The sequence below is a fragment of the Arthrobacter sp. UYEF36 genome (assembly GCF_040547025.1).
GTDB lineage: Bacteria > Actinomycetota > Actinomycetes > Actinomycetales > Micrococcaceae > Arthrobacter.
Genome location: NZ_JBEPOX010000001.1, coordinates 798,195 through 819,636 on the forward strand (window position 1 = coordinate 798,195; position 21,442 = coordinate 819,636).

The 21,442-nt window shown below is 63.6% G+C and carries 12 protein-coding genes; 4 read left to right on the top strand and 8 right to left on the bottom strand.

What is annotated here, in order from left to right; translation table 11 throughout:
• The first annotated feature begins 240 nt into the window (after positions 1 to 240).
• The gene (locus tag ABIB29_RS03745) at positions 241 to 2,772 is read left to right on the top strand and encodes a fibronectin type III domain-containing protein (RefSeq protein ID WP_354170136.1); all 2,532 of its coding nucleotides are present in this window, start codon (positions 241 to 243) and stop codon (positions 2,770 to 2,772) included.
• Between the two features lie 25 nt (positions 2,773 to 2,797).
• Here the strand turns inward: ABIB29_RS03745 and ABIB29_RS03750 are convergent, their stop codons facing one another.
• The 8 genes from ABIB29_RS03750 to ABIB29_RS03785 form a co-directional block, all read right to left on the bottom strand.
• Complete coding sequence (locus tag ABIB29_RS03750) at positions 2,798 to 3,850, bottom strand: XcbB/CpsF family capsular polysaccharide biosynthesis protein (RefSeq protein WP_354170138.1); 1,053 nt, start codon at positions 3,848 to 3,850, stop codon at positions 2,798 to 2,800.
• A gap of 94 nt (positions 3,851 to 3,944) precedes the next feature.
• Positions 3,945 to 7,754, bottom strand: coding sequence for a CDP-glycerol glycerophosphotransferase family protein (locus ABIB29_RS03755; protein WP_354170140.1), 3,810 nt, complete (start codon positions 7,752 to 7,754; stop codon positions 3,945 to 3,947).
• 91 nt (positions 7,755 to 7,845) lie between these two features.
• On the bottom strand, positions 7,846 to 11,553 hold the full coding sequence (locus ABIB29_RS03760) for a CDP-glycerol glycerophosphotransferase family protein (protein ID WP_354170142.1): 3,708 nt from the start codon (positions 11,551 to 11,553) through the stop codon (positions 7,846 to 7,848).
• 215 nt (positions 11,554 to 11,768) lie between these two features.
• Entirely contained in the window at positions 11,769 to 13,499 is a 1,731-nt protein-coding gene (locus ABIB29_RS03765) for a TIGR03767 family metallophosphoesterase (RefSeq protein WP_354170144.1), read from the bottom strand.
• A gap of 174 nt (positions 13,500 to 13,673) precedes the next feature.
• On the bottom strand, positions 13,674 to 14,372 hold the full coding sequence (locus tag ABIB29_RS03770; protein ID WP_354170146.1) for a phosphocholine cytidylyltransferase family protein: 699 nt from the start codon (positions 14,370 to 14,372) through the stop codon (positions 13,674 to 13,676).
• 232 nt (positions 14,373 to 14,604) lie between these two features.
• Positions 14,605 to 15,750: a non-hydrolyzing UDP-N-acetylglucosamine 2-epimerase gene (gene wecB, locus ABIB29_RS03775; RefSeq protein WP_354170148.1), complete on the bottom strand. Its 1,146-nt coding sequence runs from the start codon at positions 15,748 to 15,750 to the stop codon at positions 14,605 to 14,607.
• Positions 15,751 to 15,806: 56 nt separating this feature from the next.
• Positions 15,807 to 16,115, bottom strand: coding sequence for a hypothetical protein (locus ABIB29_RS03780; RefSeq protein WP_354170150.1), 309 nt, complete (start codon positions 16,113 to 16,115; stop codon positions 15,807 to 15,809).
• A 41-nt stretch (positions 16,116 to 16,156) separates the two neighbouring features.
• Entirely contained in the window at positions 16,157 to 16,753 is a 597-nt protein-coding gene (locus ABIB29_RS03785; protein WP_354170152.1) for a YdcF family protein, read from the bottom strand.
• A 336-nt stretch (positions 16,754 to 17,089) separates the two neighbouring features.
• Here ABIB29_RS03785 and thiL point away from each other — a divergent pair, with 336 nt between their 5' ends.
• The 3 genes from thiL to ABIB29_RS03800 are packed head-to-tail and all read left to right on the top strand — an operon-like array spanning position 17,090 to position 21,441.
• The gene (thiL, locus tag ABIB29_RS03790; protein WP_502915543.1) at positions 17,090 to 18,100 is read left to right on the top strand and encodes a thiamine-phosphate kinase; all 1,011 of its coding nucleotides are present in this window, start codon (positions 17,090 to 17,092) and stop codon (positions 18,098 to 18,100) included.
• Between the two features lie 22 nt (positions 18,101 to 18,122).
• The gene (locus ABIB29_RS03795) at positions 18,123 to 19,184 is read left to right on the top strand and encodes a DAK2 domain-containing protein (protein WP_354170311.1); all 1,062 of its coding nucleotides are present in this window, start codon (positions 18,123 to 18,125) and stop codon (positions 19,182 to 19,184) included.
• Positions 19,174 to 21,441: an ATP-dependent DNA helicase RecG gene (locus tag ABIB29_RS03800; protein WP_354170154.1), complete on the top strand. Its 2,268-nt coding sequence runs from the start codon at positions 19,174 to 19,176 to the stop codon at positions 21,439 to 21,441. Before ABIB29_RS03795 ends, ABIB29_RS03800 begins: the two co-directional genes overlap by 11 nt.
• Position 21,442 lies beyond the last annotated feature (1 nt).

Sequence of the window (21,442 nt, forward strand, 5' to 3'; positions counted from 1 at the left end):
CCCATGTGGCTGGACGGCGGCTGACCCCCTCACACGAGCCTGCGCAAAATTTGCGCCTTCCCTGCGTCTCCTCTGGGTCCGCGGTCGATAACATCATCTGGCTGCCTGCCGACAGTTGATGGGAAAGGACCTGCCAGGTTCTTCCTGCAACGTCGTCAGGAGTTGGACGATGGATCACTTCGGGACATGATTCCGGCGAGGGTGATCCCTATTTAAGGGTGTCAGATGCAGACCAAAGGCTTGACCCAAGCGCTTCGGAAGTCCGCTATCGCGGGACTGACGGCGCTCCTGCTCTTCTCCAGCCTCGCGATCGCTCCCGCAGCGGTTGCCTACGATCCTGCGTATGCAGTGCCGACGGGACTGAAGAGCACGGGGCAGACGGATACGACGGTGAGTCTGTCCTGGGACAAGTCGGTGAATTTGCCGCGGTACCGGGTGCAGGTGTACACGAAGCCGGATATGAGCGATGCGGTGTACTACCGGTTCACTGATTCGGCCGTGGTGATTCCCAATCTGGTGAAGAGCACGGAGTACAAGTTCCGGGTGCGGGGGATCAGTGCCGACGGGCTGGTGTCCCTGACGGCGTATTCCGCGGCGGTCACCGCGACGACGGCGGCTGCGCCGGTCTCCACTGCGCCGACGTATGCGGTGCCCACGGGATTGAAGAGCACGGCGCAGACGGATACGACGGTGAGTCTGTCCTGGGACAAGTCGGCGAACGTGCCGCGGTACCGGGTGCAGGTGTACACGAAAGCGGACATGAGTGATGCCGTGTATTACCGGTTCACAGAGTCGTCTGTGGTGATTCCCAATCTGGTGAAGGGCACTCAGTACAAGTTCCGGGTGCGGGGGATCAGTGCCGATGGGCTGGTATCCCTGACGGCGTACTCCGCGGCGATCACCGCGTCCACTGCAGCTGCGCCTGCCTACACCGTGCCGACAGGATTGAAGAGCACGGCGCAGACGGACACGACGGTGAGTCTGTCCTGGGACAAGTCGGCGAATTTGCCGCGGTACCGGGTGCAGGTGTACACGAAAGCGGACATGAGTGATGCCGTGTATTACCGGTTCACAGAGACAGCGGTCGTGATTCCCAATCTGGTGAAGGGCACCCAGTACAAGTTCCGGGTGCGGGGGATCAGTGCCGACGGCCTGGTATCCCTGACGGCGTACTCCGCGGCGGTGACCGCAACTACTGCCGCCGCGCCCGCTGCCGCGTACACGGTGCCGACAGGGCTGCAGGCAACGGCCACGGGTCCGGACTCCATCGCCGTGTCCTGGAACCCCGTGGCCAACGCTCCGGGATACCGGGTCCAGGTGTACAGCAGGTCCGACATGAGCGACTCGATCTACAAGAGGTTCACGGAAGTTTCCGGGACCATGTCCGGGCTGTCCCCCAACACCGCCTATTTCGCACGGGTCAGGGTCATCGGCCCGGCGGGCGAGAACCTCACCGCCTATTCCCCGGCTGTTACGTTCACCACGCCGTCTGTTTCCCCGACGACCCCAACGGCCCCTACGACCCCCACTGGATTCACCGGGACTTCAACCCACCGGACGGTGGACCTGAGCTGGAACCCTGTCCCCAACGCACCGGGTTACCGGCTGGCAGTGGCAACCAAAGCTGATATGTCCGATGCCTCATGGCACCGCTACTATGGAATCAATACTGCGGAAATCCGCGGGCTGAACGCGCTCACCGCCTACTACTTCCAGGTCAGAGTGATTGACGAGGCCGGAACCAGCCTTAGCGCGTATACGCCGGTACTGAGCCTGGCCACCAAAGCGGAGCCGCCGGCCCAGCCCGCACTCAGCAACCCGTTGACGGTGGCAAGCTACAACGTGATGTGTGCCAACTGCGTCGCCGAAAGCGACAGCAACACCAACGCCCTTCCCTGGTCCGAGCGGCGCAGCGCCGTCGTCGAGAACATCAAGTCACGGATGCCGGACATTATCGGCGTCCAGGAGGCTTCCCAAGGCTGGCTGAACGAGCCCGGCCAGACAGGCGGGCTCTCGCAGTTCGAGGATCTTCAGCAGCGACTCAACAATGCCGGAGCCAACTACGCGATCAGCAACAATAAGCGCAACAACTGCATCGACTCCACCACCCCCACCAATTGCGTCTATGCAGACCAGGGCGCCTCTCAGGGGACCCGGATCTTCTATAACGCTGCGACCGTCGAACTCGTCAAGACGGGAAGCAAAGCACTTCCCCTGGCAAGCGTCCCCGAAAACCCCCGGTTCTTTGCCTGGGCAATTGCCAAGCAGAAATCCACGGGAAAACTCTTCTTCTTCGGCGACACACACCTGTCCACCAGTAAGGCCGACGGATTCTACGAGCTCCGGAAGCAGCAGGCGGAAACAATCGTCAGCGTCATCAAGCAGGAGAACTCCGCTGGCCTGCCGGTCCTTATGACCGGCGACTTGAATTCGAGCAAGTGGCAAAAACCGTCCAACGCCCCCTATGACGTCTTCACGAACTTCGGACTCGTCGATCCGCTGGGCAACGACTACTGGGAGGATTTCCCGAGTATGGCGGCCACTGCTGAGAAGCGGATCAACGCGCACCTGGACAGCTGGAACGGTTTTGCGACCCTTGCACCGGGCGTAGGCGACAAGTCAGCAAACGGCTCCTACATCGACTACATCCTGACGTCCAAGATGCGCGTATCCCAGTGGGAAACCGTGGCCAACATCGACAGTGCCGGCAACTTCGCCGGAATCATTCCCTCGGACCACAACATGCTGGTGGCGACGGTGGGGCTTCCCTGACCAGGCCTACAGAGTCTCCGGACAGCTAGAATACCCGGCGTACTCCAGGTTTGAGCTCCATGTCGTAAAAGAGCATATTCATTAGCATAGCGGCGGTGTTCAACGATTTCGGGCTTACATCCGGATGGTCAGAAATCTCTGGATTGATGCAGTTGAAGAAAGCTGCGCGTCCTTGGAGTTTTCCTACGGCTATCTCCTGGATCGCACCATATTGCGGAGACCTTTCGGAGTAAATAACAGCGGTTTTGGTACCTTCAGCACTAGTTTTTGAGTCTGAATCGAGGGCATGATCTATGATGCGGGCAAAGACATCTTGTTTACGCTCGGGAAACACACCGTCGGTGGTAAAGTGCGAATCCTGGTACGTCGATACATAATAATCGTCGGAGATGACCGGATCCACGGCAAGGCACTTGAAGCCTCCGGTCAGGCCGTGGTACAGAGCCCCGGTCCCGCCCTTGGAGGCGCCGTAAAGCACAACATCGCCAAAAGATACCTGGTGGGCTGTGGCCGTTTCGGTGATTAAGCGGCGGATCCTCTCCGTATTATTTGGGTTTCGCACCGTGTTGAGATAAAAAGCGCCGACAACGCCACCAATGTCAGCTATCCGGAGTATGGCGGTATTCGGTGGAACATGCTTCTGTGCAGATCGAAAATTCTGTTCAAAGTAGCGCATCATGCTCGGAGTGTAGATACTCGTGTTCATTGAAGAAAAGATCACCAGGATCCGCATGAAGTTTGACTTCACTGCCGGGAGGGTGAGGGAGTAAATCAGGCCATCCCCGTTTGTCGAGAAATCGCCGTCTTTCACGCGGTGCCATAATTTGGATATAGTGTGGTCCCGGACAAAACGACTGCCGTTTTCCGTAACCCTGTACAGATAGAACCCATTCATTGCCAGATGACTTATCAGTCTTTTAGCAGCCGGGTCCCGCCTGGATATCGTTATCAGGTTTTCTCCCGGCGCCGAGGAGGGGCCGTGATTTACAAGAACGTAACTGGTCGACGGATCGATCGCTGCCGTCCCGTCGATGACCGGACTCAGGTCATCTGCCAGGTCTAGAACAAGGTCATTCAATGAGTCGACTCCTAAGCAGCAAAATAATCAGTCCTTGATTTGTCGCACGCACTCGCGGCACTTTAGATCCAGGTGTCAGGCGAGGCCGCGTATCTTATGAGCGCGTAAGTGCAACCCGCTCGAATTTTTTTATGGCTTCTTTTTGGTACGCATCGTAGTCGAATACGGGCGTCATGAGCCGGCCATCAAGAAAATCGTGCATACCAGCCACAAGCCCTTGAACGCTGTTTTCAACCAACATACCGTGTCCATTCTCAAGCACACTTCTCGGGCCTACAACATCCGTCGAGATGACAGGCTTTCCAAGAATTAGCGCCTCGAGCACCACGAGTCCCTGCCCTTCATAATCAGACGAGAACACGAAGCAGTCGGAACGCTGAAGCGCAGGGAATGGATTGATGCGTAGCCCGGCGAGGAGCACGTTGGACCCCAGCGACAACTCGTCGATCAGGAGCTCCAGGTCTTCCCTTAGTGGGCCATCACCAAGAATTGTGAGTTTGCAGTGGGGATGCGACTTGATCACCTTCGCGAATGCCCGTATGAGCTTGGCGTGACCCTTCTCTGGCGAAAGACGGCCGAGGGTGACGAATTGCGTGGACCCAGCGTCCATCCATTGGTGCAGGTCATCGTCAAGCCGATCAGCGGCGAATTCCTTCGCCTCTGCGGCATTGACCACGTTATTGCAGTAGTCAAAGTTGCGCAGCGGAAGGCCGAACGCTTCCGACAGTTGCCTGACGTTTTCCTCATGGACGCTCTTGGTCACGGACACGAGTTGGTCGTACTTCCGGTAGAGCCGGAACATCGACTCCAGGTAACGGAAACGATGACGCCATTCGCGGTGCATGTCGTTGTGAAGGTAGATGGACTTCTTGGCAGCCGGGTTGGTCGTGTTTGCGAACAGGGCGGCCCAGTACCTTGCGTAGCCCTCGAAGCAGACGACCGAATCAAAGGTCGCGTCTCCGAATATACGGCGGAATTCCCGGTTGAAGGCACCGTTGTAAATGTCCCAGAGTTCAGGAGAAGCGAGATCGCCTGTGGCGTTGAACTTGTCGATCACCCAGCGTTCTTCCGCCGTCATGAGCTGCGTGCCCACCCGTCCAAGGACCTGGACATGTTCGGGATGTTGGGCGAACTTTTCCAGTCGTCGCTCCTCGGACTTGACGCTGGCCGGCTCGACCGCGAGGAACATGCGGGTGCTGGAGGCATCCAGATTGCCGACAAGATTCAGGTAGGAGGTGGTTATGCCGTTTGGGATGAATGAACCCTGATAGAAGAGCACCTTGCGCTTTTGGCTTCGCTCCGGCTGGACGACACAATCAGTCGCATCGAAGAAGAAGAATTCGATCGCTCGCTGCGACGACGATCCGTCTTCCATGGTGCAGAAAGTGTCCCTGCCGCGTCTGTACTTCTCGTCGGGAGATCCGTCTTCCTGAAGGGCGGCGGTCACTTCAGTGAGCAGCCCCGCGGTTTCAGCACACACACGACCGGGCAAGGACTCCAAGTCGAAGTACATCCCACGCTCTGAGGCGTATTCGTCGAGATCGTAGGCAAAGTAGACGATGGGTCGTCCAGTGGCCATGAAATCAAAGAAAATACTGGAGTAGTCGGTGATGAGCACGTCTACTACGGCGAGTAGGTCATTGGTGGGAATATCGTCCGGGACGGCGAACTCGTCCAGGGATCCTGCGGCCCCGGCCGGGGATGTCAGCGCGTGCCCCCGGTAGAGCGGCACACAGTCCAGCGTCGCGAGTTGCTGCATGACGCTTTTGACGTCGACACCGCTCGCTTCCTCGAGCGTGCCAAGGGACCCGCGCCACGTCGGTGCGTAGAGCACCACCTTTTTGTCATCCTCGATCCCCAAATGATGCCGCAGCTCCCGCCTTTGCTGTTCACTGGCCCCAAAGGTGGCGTCCACCCGCGGATAACCCGTGACTGCAAGTTTGCCGGCGAAAATCCCTCTGACGTCATACTTATCTATCAGGCACTCTGCGGTGAACTCGTTCGGGGCAATCATGTGGGTGGTATGCAGGAAGTTCCTGGCGGCATTCCTGTGATCCATGAAGCCATTCTGGATGTCCCGGCCCAAAGTCTTTAGCGGCGTTCCATGCCAGGTGTTCAGATATTTCTGGCCCGAACGTCGAACGAAATAGGGCGGGAAGGTGTTGTTGTTGATCAGGTACGTCGCCGTGGAGAGGTATCGCAGGTAAAGGTCGCAGTCACGGGCGACAAAAATAACATTCGGCCGCCCGGCCAACTCGTACGGGACCCGGTCCTTTTCATTGAGTACCCAGATGTGGGTCCAAGAGTCGAATCGCGGATCCGCCATCATGTTTCGGAAAATCTGCAGTGGATTGCACGAAACAGAATTGCCGTGACTGCTCTCGTACAGCACCGTAGTGGGCGCCAGAGGCAGTGTCTCCAGGTACTCCGTGTAAATCATCGACTGCTTCAGCTCTCTGTTCTTCAGATAAGCAGAGGTATCGACGCCGTGGGCCCGCTTGAATAACCGCGTTTCCAGGTAAGCAGCGCAGGCCGCCTCAAAGTCCCCAAGGTCCTGAAGTGCCCGGCCCAATCTGTAGTAAGCAGTGGGGGAGTGGCTCTCCAACCGCTTGACGCTGGCGTTGAAGGCTTCCGCCGCATGGGAGTGCATGCCGCGAAGCTCCAGGCGTTCCCCGGCTTCAAGGCACCTCTGAGCCGACTGTGATTGCAGAGCTGATTCGAAGCCGTCCAGCAGAAGTCTTTCTTCATACGTGCTGACAGCTTCGCTGTCCCCCACAGCGCCAACGCGGGATTTTGACTTAAGTGTGGCGGCGAAAGCTTTGCACGCTCCTTCGTAGTCTTGTGCCTGCGTGAGGACATAGCCCAAGCGATAGCACCAGTACGAGGGGGCCGGACTGCTCCGAAGAATCGCATATTCGTAGGCGGAAGCAGCCTCCGTCCACTCGGCGAGACGTTCGTGGGCAAAACCCAGGCGGTAGTGCCACTGCGGAACGGTTGGGTCCATGGCTACGGCGGCGCGGAGCGATTCAAGCGCCTCCGGCCACTTGTAAGAACGCATGAGGGCATTGCCGAGCTTGTAGTGCAGTTCAGCGGAAGTTCTCTCATGTCGAAGGGTCTTCGTGAATGCAGCCGCTGCCTCTACCCACCGTCCTCTCTTCTGGAAAAACACTCCCACTCCGAAGACTTTTGCCCCCAGGTCCGTATCAGCGTTGATTGCCCGTTGGTAGGCGCGGCGGGCAATCAACGGCTGTTCGAGGAGCTCCCAGCACCAGCCTGCGCGGAAGTGGAGATCCGCCTGCTCAGGTTTAAGTCGTGCCGCCGCCGCATAGTTTTCGGCGGCTTCGGCGAACCTGTTCATGGAGAACTGAGCATCAGCCAACTGCATAAGCCAGGCAGGATCGTCGCTGTTGGCATGCAGACCGTCATTAAGCGCGTCGAGCCGCTGCCACAAAGGTGCCTTGCCGGCAACGAGTTCCTGGACCCGTTCCCGGTGGCGGCGGCCCTCAGAGCGCCGAATCTCGAGAGCTGCTGCTGCGGCGTCTTCCGCCATCGGCTCTACTTCGGCCAACCGACGCGCCCATCGGGTGCGGCCAGGTTCCAGAGCGAGCGAGGATCTGTACGCCGCCAAGGCGGCGTCGTAGTTTGCCAATTGCTCCTGGACGAATCCAAGGCGGTAGTGCCATGCTGCTACGCCGGGTTCTTGCGCTGTAGCTTCCTGAAGCCGGGTCGCCGATTCCTGATACTGCCCCAGGTGGAAGTGAGCATGCCCCAGACGGAAGGCAAGTTCCGCATCGGCACCGTTTCCGCCGTCGAGCAGTGCTGTGTATACCTCGACGGCGGCCGTCCAGTCTTTCTGCTCCTCAAGAAGAATGCCGTATTCGATTGTTTTGTGCGCGGAACTCATGCTGTTTAGTGCGTCCTAATGTTGTAGCTGCCAGGTGGCAGAGCCGGCTGGTGCCTGGCAATGCGTGCTCAGTTGTAGAGGCCTCGGCCGCTTAGCCCTCCGAGGGCGTCGATGATGATGGGCCCGATTCCAGGGCCAGGGGACGTTCCGCCCCGTCCGGCCACAGCGCATCGAAGACCCGGCTGGTGGCGTCCCCGTCGCAGTACGGCGCGAACATCTTCACGAACGCCGCATACTTGGGCTCGTAACGGCGCGAAACCGACGAGATGTTCTTGATGGACCGCACGACTTGCTCGGTGGTGTTGTGCAGCGGGCCGGGCGCCTTTTCCTCCAGGTCGAAGTAGAAGCCCCGGGTCTCGTCGCGGTACTGGGCGATGTCCGGTGTCAGGAAGATGATCGGTTTGCCGGTCACACAGAAGTCGAACATGACGGATGAGTAATCGTTGACCAGGATGTCCGCGGCCGTGTAGAGGTCGTTGACCTCCGGGTACTCGGTCACGTCAATGACAAACTCGTTGGCCGCCGTCTGCCGCTGGCCGGCAATGTTGTGGTGCCCGCGCAGGAGCAGAACGTAGTCGTCGCCGAGCTGCTGCTGGGCTTTCTCGAAGTCGAGGTACGTGACCATTTCGTATTGCCGCGAGGCGTTTTTGGCGTCGTCGCGCCAGGTGGGTGCATAGAGAATCGCGGTCTTGCCCGCAGGAATGCCGAGCCGGCGGCGGATTTCGGGCCGGTCCTGTTCCATCCGTTCGCGGGTGAGGCTGTCATTGCGGGGATAGCCGTCGGCGACCACACGCCCGTCAAAGCCGAAGCATTTGGCCAGAACGCCGGCGGCGTAGTCGTTCTGCGCCAGCAGTGCATCCCAGTACTCCGCCTCGCGCCACATGAGGTTCCAGTAGGACAGCGAGAAGTTCGTGCGGGCGACGTCGTTGCCCAGCTTCTTCAAGGGTGTTCCGTGCCAGGTCTGGATGTAGACCTGTCCCTCGCGCTTGCGGAAGTAGAACGGGAAGTTGTTGTTGTTGATCAGAATCCTGGACTCGGTCAGGAGCTGGTACCACCGCCGGGAACCAATGAGCACCGGCTCGGCTCCGGCGGGCACCGGCACCGAGAAATCGGCAACAGCCCAATACATGGGCCACAGGCTTCCCCGGCGCTGGAACTCCTCCAGCAGGCGCCGCGGGCTGTCCGTGGCGCGACGTCCGCCGAAGCACATGAACAGGATGGCGTCCCGGAGTTCGGCTTCACCGCCCACCGTTACGGGGGTGCGCAGCCTCTGCTGGCCGAACCGTCCCACCTCATCCGCTGCCAAGGGGGGCCGCAGGTGGATGGTCAGGGCAGCGTTTTTGGGGGTGCGGCTCACGCCGACTTCCACCCGGTCTGCCGCGATCCGCCGGGGCATCTCCGCTTGCAGCCCGGACGACGCCGGGAACCAGTACCCCTGGTGGTCGGCGACCCCCGGGGGGACAAAGCGCACACTGTACGCGCCGGCCTCGGGCATCACTTCCTCGCCGCCCCACGGCTTCCGGGGCAGCAGGAAATCGGCCGTAAAAACGTTGCTCCCGTCGTTGGTCCGCACCGTCAGCGCGACGTCCGTTGCGGGGATGACTGCCTTCCCGCTGGAGAGGACAAAACGGGGAGCGTGGATCACGGGCAGATCCGCAGTGCCCTCGATCCGCAGGGTGCGCTGATCCGCTGACACCTCAACGGAGGAAGCGATAACGCGGGTCCTGCGCTCCTTCAACGTCACAAACCCGTATCCGGTCAGGCCCAGCCTAAGGCTTCGGGTCTGGTCGGACTGGGCTTCGAGCTCCGAGGAACCTTCCGGCCAGGCAACCGGCTGCGGGGTTTTGAAACCGCTGTCCAGCCGCAGCCGCCATTCGTACTCGGCCGTCGCGGCGGCGCCGGCTGCCAGGTCGGGCACATCGATGACGTAGAGCGCCGTGGCGCCATCCACGCCAAGGCAGGTGGCCGTCTCGCGGATGCCGAACTTGGGCGACTCGAGGGAGACCTTTGCGGCCACCGGGGCGGAGTGGGCTTCAACTGTCAGCTTCAGGACCCTTCCCGTCAGTTCCAGTGAGGTGGCAACGTACAGGGGGGTGACCGGGACAAAGGTCAGGCCGGTCGTGGCGGGCCGCATTTCCACGGCCATCCGGGATGAGTCCACCATGGGGCCTACGGGCAGGCTGCCGGTGGAGCCGTTGGCGTCCCGGCGTGTCAGAGGCGCCTCGAAGGTCCTGCCGCCGGCAGTGACAGTCAGCAGCACATGCCACTCCGAGGGGCCGTCGGACCCGAGTCCTTCCAGCATCACAGCCGGGTCAATGATGGTCCGGAATCCGGCGTCGGCGTAGGAGGTCCAGTTGTCATTGGATTCCCAGTCGATGGACGGGTCCGTGTGGCGCTGCACCGCCAACGGGACCGTCTCCCCGCCGTCGGCGTTCACCAGGGACGCCAGGATGGAGAGGTTCCCCTCGACGGGATCCACAGACGAGATGTACGCGTGACCGCCGATTTCCAGCCGGCCGTCAGCCAGCCAGACGAAGTGCGTCATTTTGCTGACAAACCGCAGGTCGATCTCGCGGCAGGGCAGGAGCTCCGGGTCATAATGGGAAAGTTCGACCAAATACTTGGGTTGCGCCAACAGGACGGAGCCGGTGGCCTGGGTGGGGAAGCTGGAGTTGTAGTCGCTGCGGTGGTGGCAGATCCGAACGACGTCCTCCCGCCGGTCTGCAAGGACAGCCGAGAGGATCAGCCGGTTGTGGATTCTGATGCCGTCCCAGTCCAGCTCCAGGCCTTCGCTGAGGCGGCCGACCGTCGTGTGGAGCATCTCCCAGTAGGCCTGATCGGTGCGGGGAACTACTTCGTAGAAGCGGAAGAGTCCGTTGCCCAGTTCATTGGAAAGCACACGCCGAAAGGTCTCCGGGGCCAGGATGGGGCGCAACCCGGCGGCGAGGGACTCAAGCCTGCTGAGACGGTCCTTCAGGTACTGCCCCTGGCAGAGCAGCTCGCGTGCCAGGGGCCGGACGGAGGCGTCCGCGGAGGTGGAAACGACCTTGACGTCGAGGATGTCAAAAGCGTCGGCCCGGGAGTAAAGGGTGGGAACGGCCTCGTACTGCCAGTGCTCCCGCTCGGTTGCGATACCGGCGGTGGCGTAGGTCCAGAAATCCCGCCCGAATACCTTGTTGCCGAGGGCGCCGTCACGCAGAATCCCCGGAAGTTCCGCAACAGTCACGGCCGGCCGAGGTTCTGAATGGATGTCCTGCTGCCACGCCGGCGTGGAGCTGGTTTTGCCCTTGACGATTCCGGTCATACCGACGGCGAAGGACGAGCCGGTCTGACGCAGGGACCGGAACATGGGATCCAGGCTTGCCTTTTCGACGACGTCCCCGGCATTCAGGAACATCAAATAGGGCGCCCGGCTCTGCGCGACGGCGCCGGCACGGGCTGCCTCTTCACGGGAGCCTGCCAGCGCGAGGTACTTGACCCGGCCGTCCCGCTTGGCGAAGTCCCGGACCTGCCCCCGGCCCAGCCCGGCCAGCGAGGTATCCACGACAATCATCTCCATGGCCGCTGGCTCTTGGCCCACCAGGCTGCGCAACGTCACGGCCGGGTCGCCGGCGTCGTCGGTCAGAAGGACGATGACGGCGAGCTGGGGCCGCTGCAGGGGCGCAACGGGCTTCGCCGCGGCGGTTCTCTGGAGCTTTGCCACACTGGCCGGGTGCGCCACCTTGCGGATCTGCTTCCGCTGCTCCGGGGGCAATGCCCGCCACACCCGCCGGAGATTTCTCTCAGCGGCAGCTTTCATCGCAGCTATTGCTTGGCTCTGCTTGGGACCTGGCATTCTTGGATTCGCTTCCCTCGTCTGTATCCAACCGGTGGTTGATGTGTCATTTCTCATTTGCTGCAAGTCAATGGCGGTGCTGGACGCCGTGGGCCGCCGCTACCTGCGTCGTGCCACTGGCCCTACGCATTCCGTCAATAGTGGCACGGCCCCGCGCCCAGACGCCCGCGGGGCCAAGGTCAAAAAGGTTTCCGCAGTACCAGGTCGACGTTCTGGTCCCCGGCCGATCCCATCACTTCAGCGAGGTCGAGGCCCGGCCGGTTCAACACCAGTTCAAGGCTCAAGGCAGCCATGGATGCCGGGGTGTGGATTCCATCGTGAACGACGCTCTCCGGCGCCGAATGGTCCACCAGGGTTGCGGCAATGGATAGTGTGCCGTCGCCGTTGTCCAGGAGTTCAACCACTCTCGATTGCTGCGGATAATCAATGAGCGACGCGGTCGTGATCTCCCAGAAACCGCCCCGGTCAAATTCCGGGGTGTGTGGTGTCACCTGGTGCCTGTGCGTGTGGCCATTCAGCCAGACGACCACGTTCGGAAATCGGGAGATGAGCTGCAGGACGGCTGCGCGGTCCAGGGGAGGCTCGCCGCTGCCCGGCGAACGCGTGTCCTCGTCGAAGTAAGGCAGCGGGTGATGGCTGAACAACACCACGAGACGGTCGTCCACATCCCTTGCGGAGGGGTTGCCCTCCGGATCATAGGACCTCCCGGATACGCCCTCAAGTTGTTCCTCCAGCCACGCCGCCTGTGCAGCGTCCAGCACGGCCTTGGCGCCGCCGTCGGGGCTCGCCGTGTTCAGCATGACGCCGAGAACCTGCGGCGATATGTCAAAGGTGTAGTACGGCTGGCCGTCGGGGCTTTGGCGTAAGCCGGACGCCCCGCCATCGCGCCGGCCGTTCCCCGCTATGGACTCCATGAAGTCCGCCGTGCTGAACTCGCGGCGGAGCTTCGAAGCCTGCACCTGTCGCGACGGCATGGACGCCATGAGGGTCCGGCGTTCGTTCGCGCTGGAGTCCTCGACTGTTTCCCAAAAGTCCAGTTCGTCGATGCCGGGAGGCAGCCGCATGGGAAGCCGGTCGCCGATACGGAGCGTGTCGACGAAGTCGGTTTTCGCGGAGACCGGATCCCCCCCTGAACGCCCGGCTTCGTCGTGGTTTCCGACGCCGACGTACCAGGGAAAGTCGGAGCCCTCCGCGTTTACCGGTCTAATAGCCGCCTCGAGAAGCCCCGGCACTGTGGGATAACCGTGAACAGCTTTCCAGTCATCCCGGGGTGCGAGCGAGGGCTCGGGTTCCGGGTGCCAGATGTGCCGGGACAGTTCGAGGGGGGCCGGTCCGTGATCCTGGACACCCTCGTACCTGTCGGTCGGGTGCGATGTTGCCGGGACGCCCTTGAACACTCCGGCCGCAGCGGACAATTCGCTGAGGGCAAAGGCGTTCGTGAGATCTCCCGTGGTGACGAGGCAATCCAGAGGCCGTTGACTGAGGGGGCCGCGTCCGACGGCGTTGAGCCTCCGGATTGTCGCGTCCAGCACATGGACGGTAAGCAGGTCCTGCGGCCGGAACAACCCCGAGGGCGGAAACCCGTCCGTGAAGTCGAAGTACTGCCAGAAGAAGGACAATCTCCCCGGGTTGGCCGCGTCGAGGACGTGGCTATCCGTCAGGTGCCCAAAAGCAGCCAGCCCCGTCCGCTGGGTGTCGGCACTGCTGGTGCGCTCGCACAGCTCCTCACGGACCTGGGTCGCGAGAGCCGGCCCCAGGGAAAGCCGCCGGTAGGGCAGTTGAGGAACAGGCTGGGGACCGAGGACAACTGTGGCGTCCAGGGTCGTCAGCGGTGACACCGGGGATGATTTCAGGTGCGCACCACCGGCAGGCCCGGAGCCGGCGGTGCCGGTGGAGTCGGACAGCGCCAACAGGGTGGCTCCGGTCGCGCCAGTGAGTGACCACTTGATGGCGTCCCGTCGCGATACTTGGATCCTGCCCTGTTGTCGCACTTGCTGGTGTGGCCCTTTGCTGTTGGGGTCGGCTGGGCAGTGGCGTCACGCACGGTGTCCGCCATACGGGGCCCGGTTGTTCTGCGGGTGCCCCTAGATGCTTGCGTTGGCCCTGACCAGGTCGTCCGGGAAGTCAACTTCGACGGCGTAGAAATCGCTGATGTCCACGGGCGTCCACTTGAGTTCGTCCTGCTTGATGGTCAGTTCGATGGCCTTCTCGAAGTAGTCCTGGTCATCGACTTCAATCAGTCGCTTGAGGAGCTTCTTCTTGTCTTTCGAGCTGACATAGTTGATGCCGACAGCCTCGCCGTGGGCCACGTCGGCGGGGACAATCTTGGACAGGTCCAGGATTTTGCCGTCCGTGTCGGTGGTGTACTTAACTTCCTCGTCCGAAACCGAGGAAATGTCGACGGTGATGAACGACTCGTCGCGCTGGATGTAGGGCAGCAGCATCTCGAGGATATCCGGGTCAAAGACGACGTCGCCGTTCATCCACAACACACCGCCCTTGGCGGAATTCCGGATTGCCTTCAAGAGGCTCTTGGAGGTGTTCGTCTGGTCAAAGTTCTCGTTGTACACAAACGACGCGTTGGGTACGTGTTCGAGGATCATCTCCAGCTTGAAACCGACCGCAATGGTCAGCCGCAGCTTCTTGCCAAACTTGTTCTGCAGATTCTGGACCTGCTGGTGCATGATGGTCCTGCCATCACTGAGTTCCGTCATGGGCTTGGGGTGCGGGCGCGCCAGGCGCGTGCCCATTCCGGCAGCCAGAATTACGGCTTGAATTTTCATTAGTTTTCCTCTTCAACGAGTGTGCTGTGGGACGGGGAGCGGCGAGCCGTAGCATCACTCGAGCGGGCGCCTCGGTCCCGCAATACGGGCCAAGGTGAGCATCCCCCGCAGCCAAGCATAGCCGCTGGACCCCTGCCCACCCAAGAAAGCCAGCAACCTTACGTTAACTCTGTATTAACTTGCCCGAACCCTGCGTTAGCCGGCCAGCCCGTGCCGTCCGGGCGTTGCGGCACTACCCGCCGGCGAACTCGCCGATGCGGGATCCGACGCCGAGAAGCTCTGCAATGGCCGCTACGGTTCTGCCGGCGGCTTCGCCGTCCCCGTAGGGATTGACGGCGTTCGCCATGGCGGCGAAGCGCTCGGGGTCCTTGAGCAAGCGGGTTACCTCGGCAAAAATCCGGTCCTCGTCCGTGCCGATGAGAGCCACGGTCCCTGCCTTGACGGCCTCCGGCCGTTCGGTGTTTTCCCGCATCACCAGCACGGGCTTTCCGAGGCTGGGAGCTTCCTCCTGCACGCCCCCCGAATCCGTGACCACAAAGTGCGCCAGGGACAACAGCCGGGTGAACTCGCCGTAGGGGAGAGGCTCGGTCACAATGACGTTGGCTTTGCCTTCAAGTAACGGCAGCAACGCTTCGCGCACCACGGGATTCTTGTGGGCCGGCAGGACGATCACCAGTTCGCGCTCGGCGTCGGCGATCCGGGCCAGCGCCCGTGCCACGCCGCGCATCGCGTGTCCCTGGTTCTCCCGGCGGTGGGTCGTGACCAGCAGGATTTTCCTGCCGCTGGCCGCCAGGTCCTCGAGCTGCGGGTCGGTGAAGGTGACGGACTTGCCCACGGTGGTGAGGAGGGCGTCTATGACGGAGTTGCCCGTGATGACGACGTCTTCCGGCCTGATTCCCTCCGCAACCAGGTTGCCTTTGCTGACGCTCGTCGGCGCCAGATGGAGGCTTGCGATCTGGCTGGTGAGCTTCCGGTTCGCCTCTTCCGGGAAGGGGGAGCGGAGGTCACCGCTTCGGAGCCCTGCCTCGACATGCACCACCGGAATCCCGTGGTAAAACGCTGCAATCGCGGCAGCGGTGGAGGTCGTGGTGTCGCCCTGGACCACCACGGCATCGGGCCGGGTGTGGGCGAACAGCTTCTCCAGCCCATCGATGGTCCGCGTCAGGATGGCGGACAGGGACTGGCCCTGCTGGAGGATATTGAGGTCGTGGTCGGGAACGATTCCGAAGAGTTCGTTGACCTGGTCCAGCATTTCGCGGTGCTGGCCCGTCACCGTCACGATGCAGCGAAAATGCGGTGAGCTTTCAAGGGCGTTGATCACGGGCGCCATTTTGATGGCCTCGGGCCTGGTGCCGAAGATCGGCATGATGCTGTGCATGGATGTTCCCCCAAGAGACGCGGGCGGTGCGGTTTGGCAAGACTAGTCGACGGGGGCTAGCCCAGGAGCAGGAGGGCGATGATCAATGCGGGCACGGTGACGGCGACGAGGATGACTGCTGCCAGCGCCGTCAGGCGCTTGCGGCGGTAGGCCACTTCCTCGTCGTCGGGGTCCAGCTCGGCAGCACGCTTGGCTGGGGCCGCGCTTCGATGGGCCGGAGGCAGGGGTGCCGCATCCGGAACCAGGAGCGTGTCCGGAATCTCCTTGTGGAAGGCACGCCGCCGCAGGTGGCGGGGGGCTGCTACAGGGCGGGGAGCATCCTCGGCAGGATCATCCAACAGCCGGTCCTCCTCGCCTTGATACATCGTCAGTAGGCTGAGGGTCTCAGCCTGATCGCCTTCAATTCTTACATTCCCGTCCGCTGATCCGTGCATTCCGGCCGCAGGGACGCATCGATCAGGCCCCCGGTTTCAATGACAAACCGCCGCAGCCACTGCCCCGGGCTCAGCGCGGGGTGGGATGCGACCATCTGTACGTCCGCCGTCGTGCACTGCTTCAGCAGCCGTCCGGCCCGGGTGACGTGGTAGCTGGACGTCACGACGCTGACCGACTTCCACCCGTTGGCGTCAGCAAGGTCCGCAATGATGACTGCTTCACTGCGGGTGTCCATGCCACTGGGGCGGAAACAGACCAGTTCGGGGCGGGGGAACGTGGCCGAGTTGCAGATGTCGTCGGCCGCCGCATTGCCCAGGGTGTCCGTATGGGACAGGACCAGCACGGGAACGTTGTGCTCGCGTTGGAGCTTTTGCGCCACCGGCAGGCGTTCGGACGCGGCCCCGCCCAGCATGATCACGGCGTCCGTGCGGTGCACGCCCAAGGGATCCACGTTGACGAACAACTGGACTGCGACCACCAGCCACAGCATCACGGCGCCGGAAGCTGCCGCCAGGGCCCAGCGGAAACGCCGGGGTGCGGCGTTCAGCGCGGGCAGTGGCGGGGGCATGCCTACGAGTCTCGCACGCCCGTGAGGGAGCGGGGAAAACGCGGCCACCGCGGCGTTCCAGGGCAGCTTTGCCAGGCCATCCCGCAACAACCAGCCTCCGCCGTTGTCTGCCCCTCGCGGTAGCGTAGGGCTGTGCCTGAACACGAGACTGTCCCCCCGCCTGGAGCAACGCCGCCTGGAGCGACGCCGCCTGAAGCGACCCCGCCTGAAGCGACCCCGCCTGAAGCGACCCTGACTGAAGCGACCCTGACTGAAGCGCCCCTGACTGAAGCGCCCCTGACTGAAGCGCCCCTGACTGAAGCGCCCCTGCCCAAAGCGCCCCTGCCCAAAGCGCCGCTGACCGTGGCGGAACTTTCCGAATCCCAGCTCCTGGAACGCATTTTCCCGCGCCTGCATTACGGCCAGGAACACAACCCGTCCCTGATCCTGGGCCCGGGCGACGACGCCGCCATCGTGGCCGCCCCGGACGGACGGGCAGTCCTGAGCATCGACACCCAGGTGGCCGACCAGGACTTCCGGCTCGAATGGAACAACGGCTACCGGACCACCGGCTACGACGTCGGCTGGAAGGCAGCCGCGCAGAACCTCAGCGACATCAATGCCATGGGGGCCCGCGCCACGTCCCTCGTCGTCAGCCTCACCATGCCGCCGGAAACCCGGGTCGCCTGGGTCGAGGACTTCGCCGACGGACTCAGCGCCGGCATCCGGGAACTGGGCGCCCCGGACTGTGCCGTGGCCGGCGGCGACCTCGGCCGGGGTCGCGAACTGGCTGTCAGTGTGGCGATTCTCGGCACCCTCGACGGCGGGTCACCCGTGCTGCGCTCCGGCGCCCGGGCGGGGGACACGCTGGCGCTGGCCGGCACCGTGGGCCGTGCCGCGGCGGGTCTCGCGCTGCTGGAATCGGCAACCCCGGTCGAGGCACTGACCAAGGACCAGCGTGCCCTGATGGACACCCAGTGCCGGCCCCGGCCGCCCCTTGCGGGGGGACCGCTGGCCAGAGATTCCGGCGCCACAGCCATGATGGACATTTCCGACGGTCTGGTCCGCGACGGCAACCGGATGGCGTCCGCGAGCCACACCGTCCTGAACCTGGACGCGGCGGTACTGGAGCAACTGGCGGTTCCTCTTCTGCCCGCCGCCGGACTGCTCGGCACTGATCCGATGGCCTGGATCCTGGGCGGCGGGGAGGACCATGGACTGCTGGCCACTTTCCCCCCAGGTCTTCAGCTGCCTCACGGTTTCACTGCGATAGGCTCGGTAGAAGCCTCTGCACCAACGGACAGCACGGGCGTCAAGATAGCGGGCAGGCCCGTTGACACTGTGGGATGGGATCACTTTGCAGACTAAAATTGCCGCCAACGCGCAAGCGATGAAGCGGTGGTTGAGCAAGGCAGAAACGACGCTTGGAAACCACAGCGACCGCCTGAACGCCATCAACATCTTCCCCGTCGCCGACGGCGACACCGGCACAAACCTGTATCTCACGGTGCGCGCCGCCGCCCAGGCACTTCACTGCCTGGATACCGCCGCGATCCCCCAGGTCACCGCCGATTCGTCGGTCCATTCCGTTGGGTCACCGGATCCGGCCCAGAACGACGTCGGCACTGTCCTCGCCCGGGCTGGCCTGGCCGCCATGGAAAAGGCCCGGGGCAACTCCGGCACGCTGTTCGCCGTATTTCTGTGCGCCGCCGCCGAACCCCTCGCCGGCCACCCCCGGCTCAGCGCCCCGCTGCTGGCCGCCGCGCTGAACCGCGCCCAGCTCCGGGCCTGGTCCGCGTTGAGCGACCCGGTTCCCGGCACCATGCTCTCCGTGATGGAAGCCGCCGCCCGCGCCGCGGCCGCCGTGGATTCAGCGCACGACGGCGACGACAGCAACCACACCCTGGGCCTGGCCCTCGATGCCGCCGTGGAAGCCGCCCTCGCGGCCGTGGTCCGCACCGAGGACCAGTTGGAGGCGCTGCACGCCGCCCACGTGGTGGACGCTGGCGGCGTCGGGATGCTGCTGATCCTGGACTGCCTCCGCTCCGCTATCCTCGGCGAGGAACTCCAGGACCAACTGCTGGACGGACTGCACGGCTACGACGTCCAGGACCCGCACATCCACGCCGGCATGCCGCGGGATGAGGGCGTGGAAGTCATGTGCACCATCACCCTGTCACCGCTCGACGCCGCCATGATGCGCCAGCGGCTCGACGAAATGGGCGACTCCGTCATCATGAGCCAGGTCGGCGGGGCGGCCGACGCCGCCGGTGCCTACCGCTGGCGTGTCCACGTCCACGTCCCGCATGCCGAGCCCGCCGTGGCCCTGATCCGTTCCCTCGGCGAACCCTCGGACATCAGCGTCAGCGAGCTTGCTGTGCCTGACGCCGAACCCCTCAACGCCGGTACCCGTGAACCCGCAGGACAGGTCCCCGACGGACATGAACGCTAATCCGGCCCACGCCCAACCGGGCGTCGCCGAACTGGGGCTCGGCCTGGAACGCCGGATCGGCAAGCGCTCCGCGGCGCCCATTGAAAAGCACCTCGGTATCACCACTGTCGGCGGTCTGCTGGACTACTTCCCCCGCCGCTACCTGAACCGCGGCGAACTCACCCCCATCAGCGAGGTTCCGCTCGACGAAGAGGTCACCCTCATCGCCCGGGTGGTCTCCAGCAGCACCCGGGCCATGCGCGCCCGCCGCGGCTCGCTGACCGACGTCGTAATTTCCGACGACTCCGCGTCCCCGGGCACCGGGACGGGCAGCGGCACCCTGAAGGTGAGCTTCTTCAACGGTTTCCGGGCCAAGGCCGAGCTGCAGCCGGGCCGCCGCGCCCTGTTCTCCGGAAAGATCACCCGCTACGGCGGCGCCCTGGGACTGACCAATCCCGACTTCCTGCTGCTGGACGAGGACCCGGACAACGCGAAGGACCCGGAGGAGCTCGCCGCCATGCCCATCCCGGTGTACCCGGCGACCGCCAAGCTGACCAGCTGGTCCATCCATAAGGTCATCACCACGCTGCTGGACACCGCGGACCTGGACGCCCTGCCCGACCCGCTGCCGGCGGAGATCACCGCACGGGAGAAGTTCCTGGCGGTCGCGGAGGCCTACCGGCTCATCCACACCCCGCAGACCCCCGCCGACTGGCAGCGCGCCCGCGACCGCTTCCGCTACCAGGAAGCCCTGGTGCTCCAGTCCGCCCTCGCCCGGCGCCGCGCCCAGCTCGCCGCGGAGGAGGCCACCGCCCGCCGGCCTGCCGCCGAGGGGCTGCTGACCGCCTTTGACCGGCAGCTGCCGTTCACCCTGACCGCAGGCCAGGCCGCCGTCGGGAAGACCCTGGCCGCGGAGCTCGCCGAGGACTCGCCGATGAACCGGCTGCTCCAGGGCGAAGTCGGCTCCGGCAAGACCATCGTGGCCCTGCGCGCCATGCTGCAGGTGGTTGACGCCGGGGGACAGGCCGCCCTGCTGGCCCCCACCGAGGTCCTCGCCGCGCAGCATTTCGAATCCATCCGCCGCACGCTTGGGCCGCTGTCCCGCGACGGCATGCTGGGCGGCTTCGGCCCCGACGCGGTCCAGGTCACGCTGTTGACCGGGTCAATGCCCACCGCGGCCCGGAAACAAGCCATGCTGGACGCCGCCTCCGGAACCGCCGGGATCGTCATCGGCACGCACGCCCTGCTCAGCGACAACGTCTCTTTCTACGACCTCGGCCTGATCGTGGTCGACGAGCAGCACCGCTTCGGCGTCGAACAGCGCGATGTGCTCCGGTCCAAGGCCAGCAAGCCCCCGCACCTGCTGGTCATGACGGCCACCCCCATCCCCAGGACCGTGGCCATGACCGTGTTCGGCGACCTCGAAACGTCCGTCCTCGACGAACTGCCGGCCGGGCGCGCGCCGATCACCACCCATGTCGTCGGGCTCGCGGAGCACCCGGCGTGGGCCTCGCGGATCTGGAGCCGCGCCCGGGAAGAGATCGACGCCGGCCATCAGGTGTACATCGTGTGCCCCAAGATCGGTTCGGACGACGACGGCGATTTCAGTCCCGGCGAGGCCGAACCGTCCGCCGCCGACCTGGACGGCGAGAGCGGGGCGCGCGAGCTGGCCTCCGTGACCGGTGTCGTCGAACTCCTGCGGGACGAACCCGCCCTGTCCGGTGTGCCCGTGGCGCCGTTGCACGGCCGGCAGGACCCGGTCCTGAAGTCCGAAACCATGGCCTCCTTCACCGCCAACCAGACCAAGCTTCTGGTCTCCACCACCGTGATCGAAGTGGGCGTGGACGTTCATAACGCCACCCTGATGGTGATCCTGGATGCGGACCGCTTCGGCATCTCGCAGCTCCACCAGCTGCGCGGCCGGGTGGGCCGCGGCGGGCTGCCGGGCACCTGCCTGCTCGTCACCACGCTGGAACCCGGCCACCCGAGCCGACGCCGGCTCGACGCTGTCGCGGCCACCACCGACGGTTTCGAACTCTCCCAGGAGGACCTCAAGCTGCGCCGTGAAGGCGACATCCTGGGCGCCTCCCAGTCCGGCGGCCGGTCCACGCTGAAGCTGTTGCGGGTCCTTGAACACGAGGACGTGATCGCCCGGGCCCGGCAGGATGCGCAGGCGATCGTGGGCGGTGATCCGTCACTGGGCGCCCACCCCGTCCTCGCCGCGGCGATCGACGAATACCTCAATCCGGAAAAGGAGGCGTTCCTTGAACGCGGCTAAC

Coding starts and splice junctions, on each gene's coding strand:
- ABIB29_RS03755 (WP_354170140.1), bottom strand. CDS start 7,754: ATGAGTTCCGCGCACAAAACAATCGAATACGGCATTCTTCTTGAGGAG.
- ABIB29_RS03780 (WP_354170150.1), bottom strand. CDS start 16,115: ATGTATCAAGGCGAGGAGGACCGGCTGTTGGATGATCCTGCCGAGGAT.
- ABIB29_RS03760 (WP_354170142.1), bottom strand. CDS start 11,553: ATGAAAGCTGCCGCTGAGAGAAATCTCCGGCGGGTGTGGCGGGCATTG.
- ABIB29_RS03800 (WP_354170154.1), top strand. CDS start 19,174: ATGAACGCTAATCCGGCCCACGCCCAACCGGGCGTCGCCGAACTGGGG.
- ABIB29_RS03770 (WP_354170146.1), bottom strand. CDS start 14,372: ATGAAAATTCAAGCCGTAATTCTGGCTGCCGGAATGGGCACGCGCCTG.
- ABIB29_RS03795 (WP_354170311.1), top strand. CDS start 18,123: ATGAAGCGGTGGTTGAGCAAGGCAGAAACGACGCTTGGAAACCACAGC.
- ABIB29_RS03785 (WP_354170152.1), bottom strand. CDS start 16,753: ATGCCCCCGCCACTGCCCGCGCTGAACGCCGCACCCCGGCGTTTCCGC.
- wecB (WP_354170148.1), bottom strand. CDS start 15,750: ATGCACAGCATCATGCCGATCTTCGGCACCAGGCCCGAGGCCATCAAA.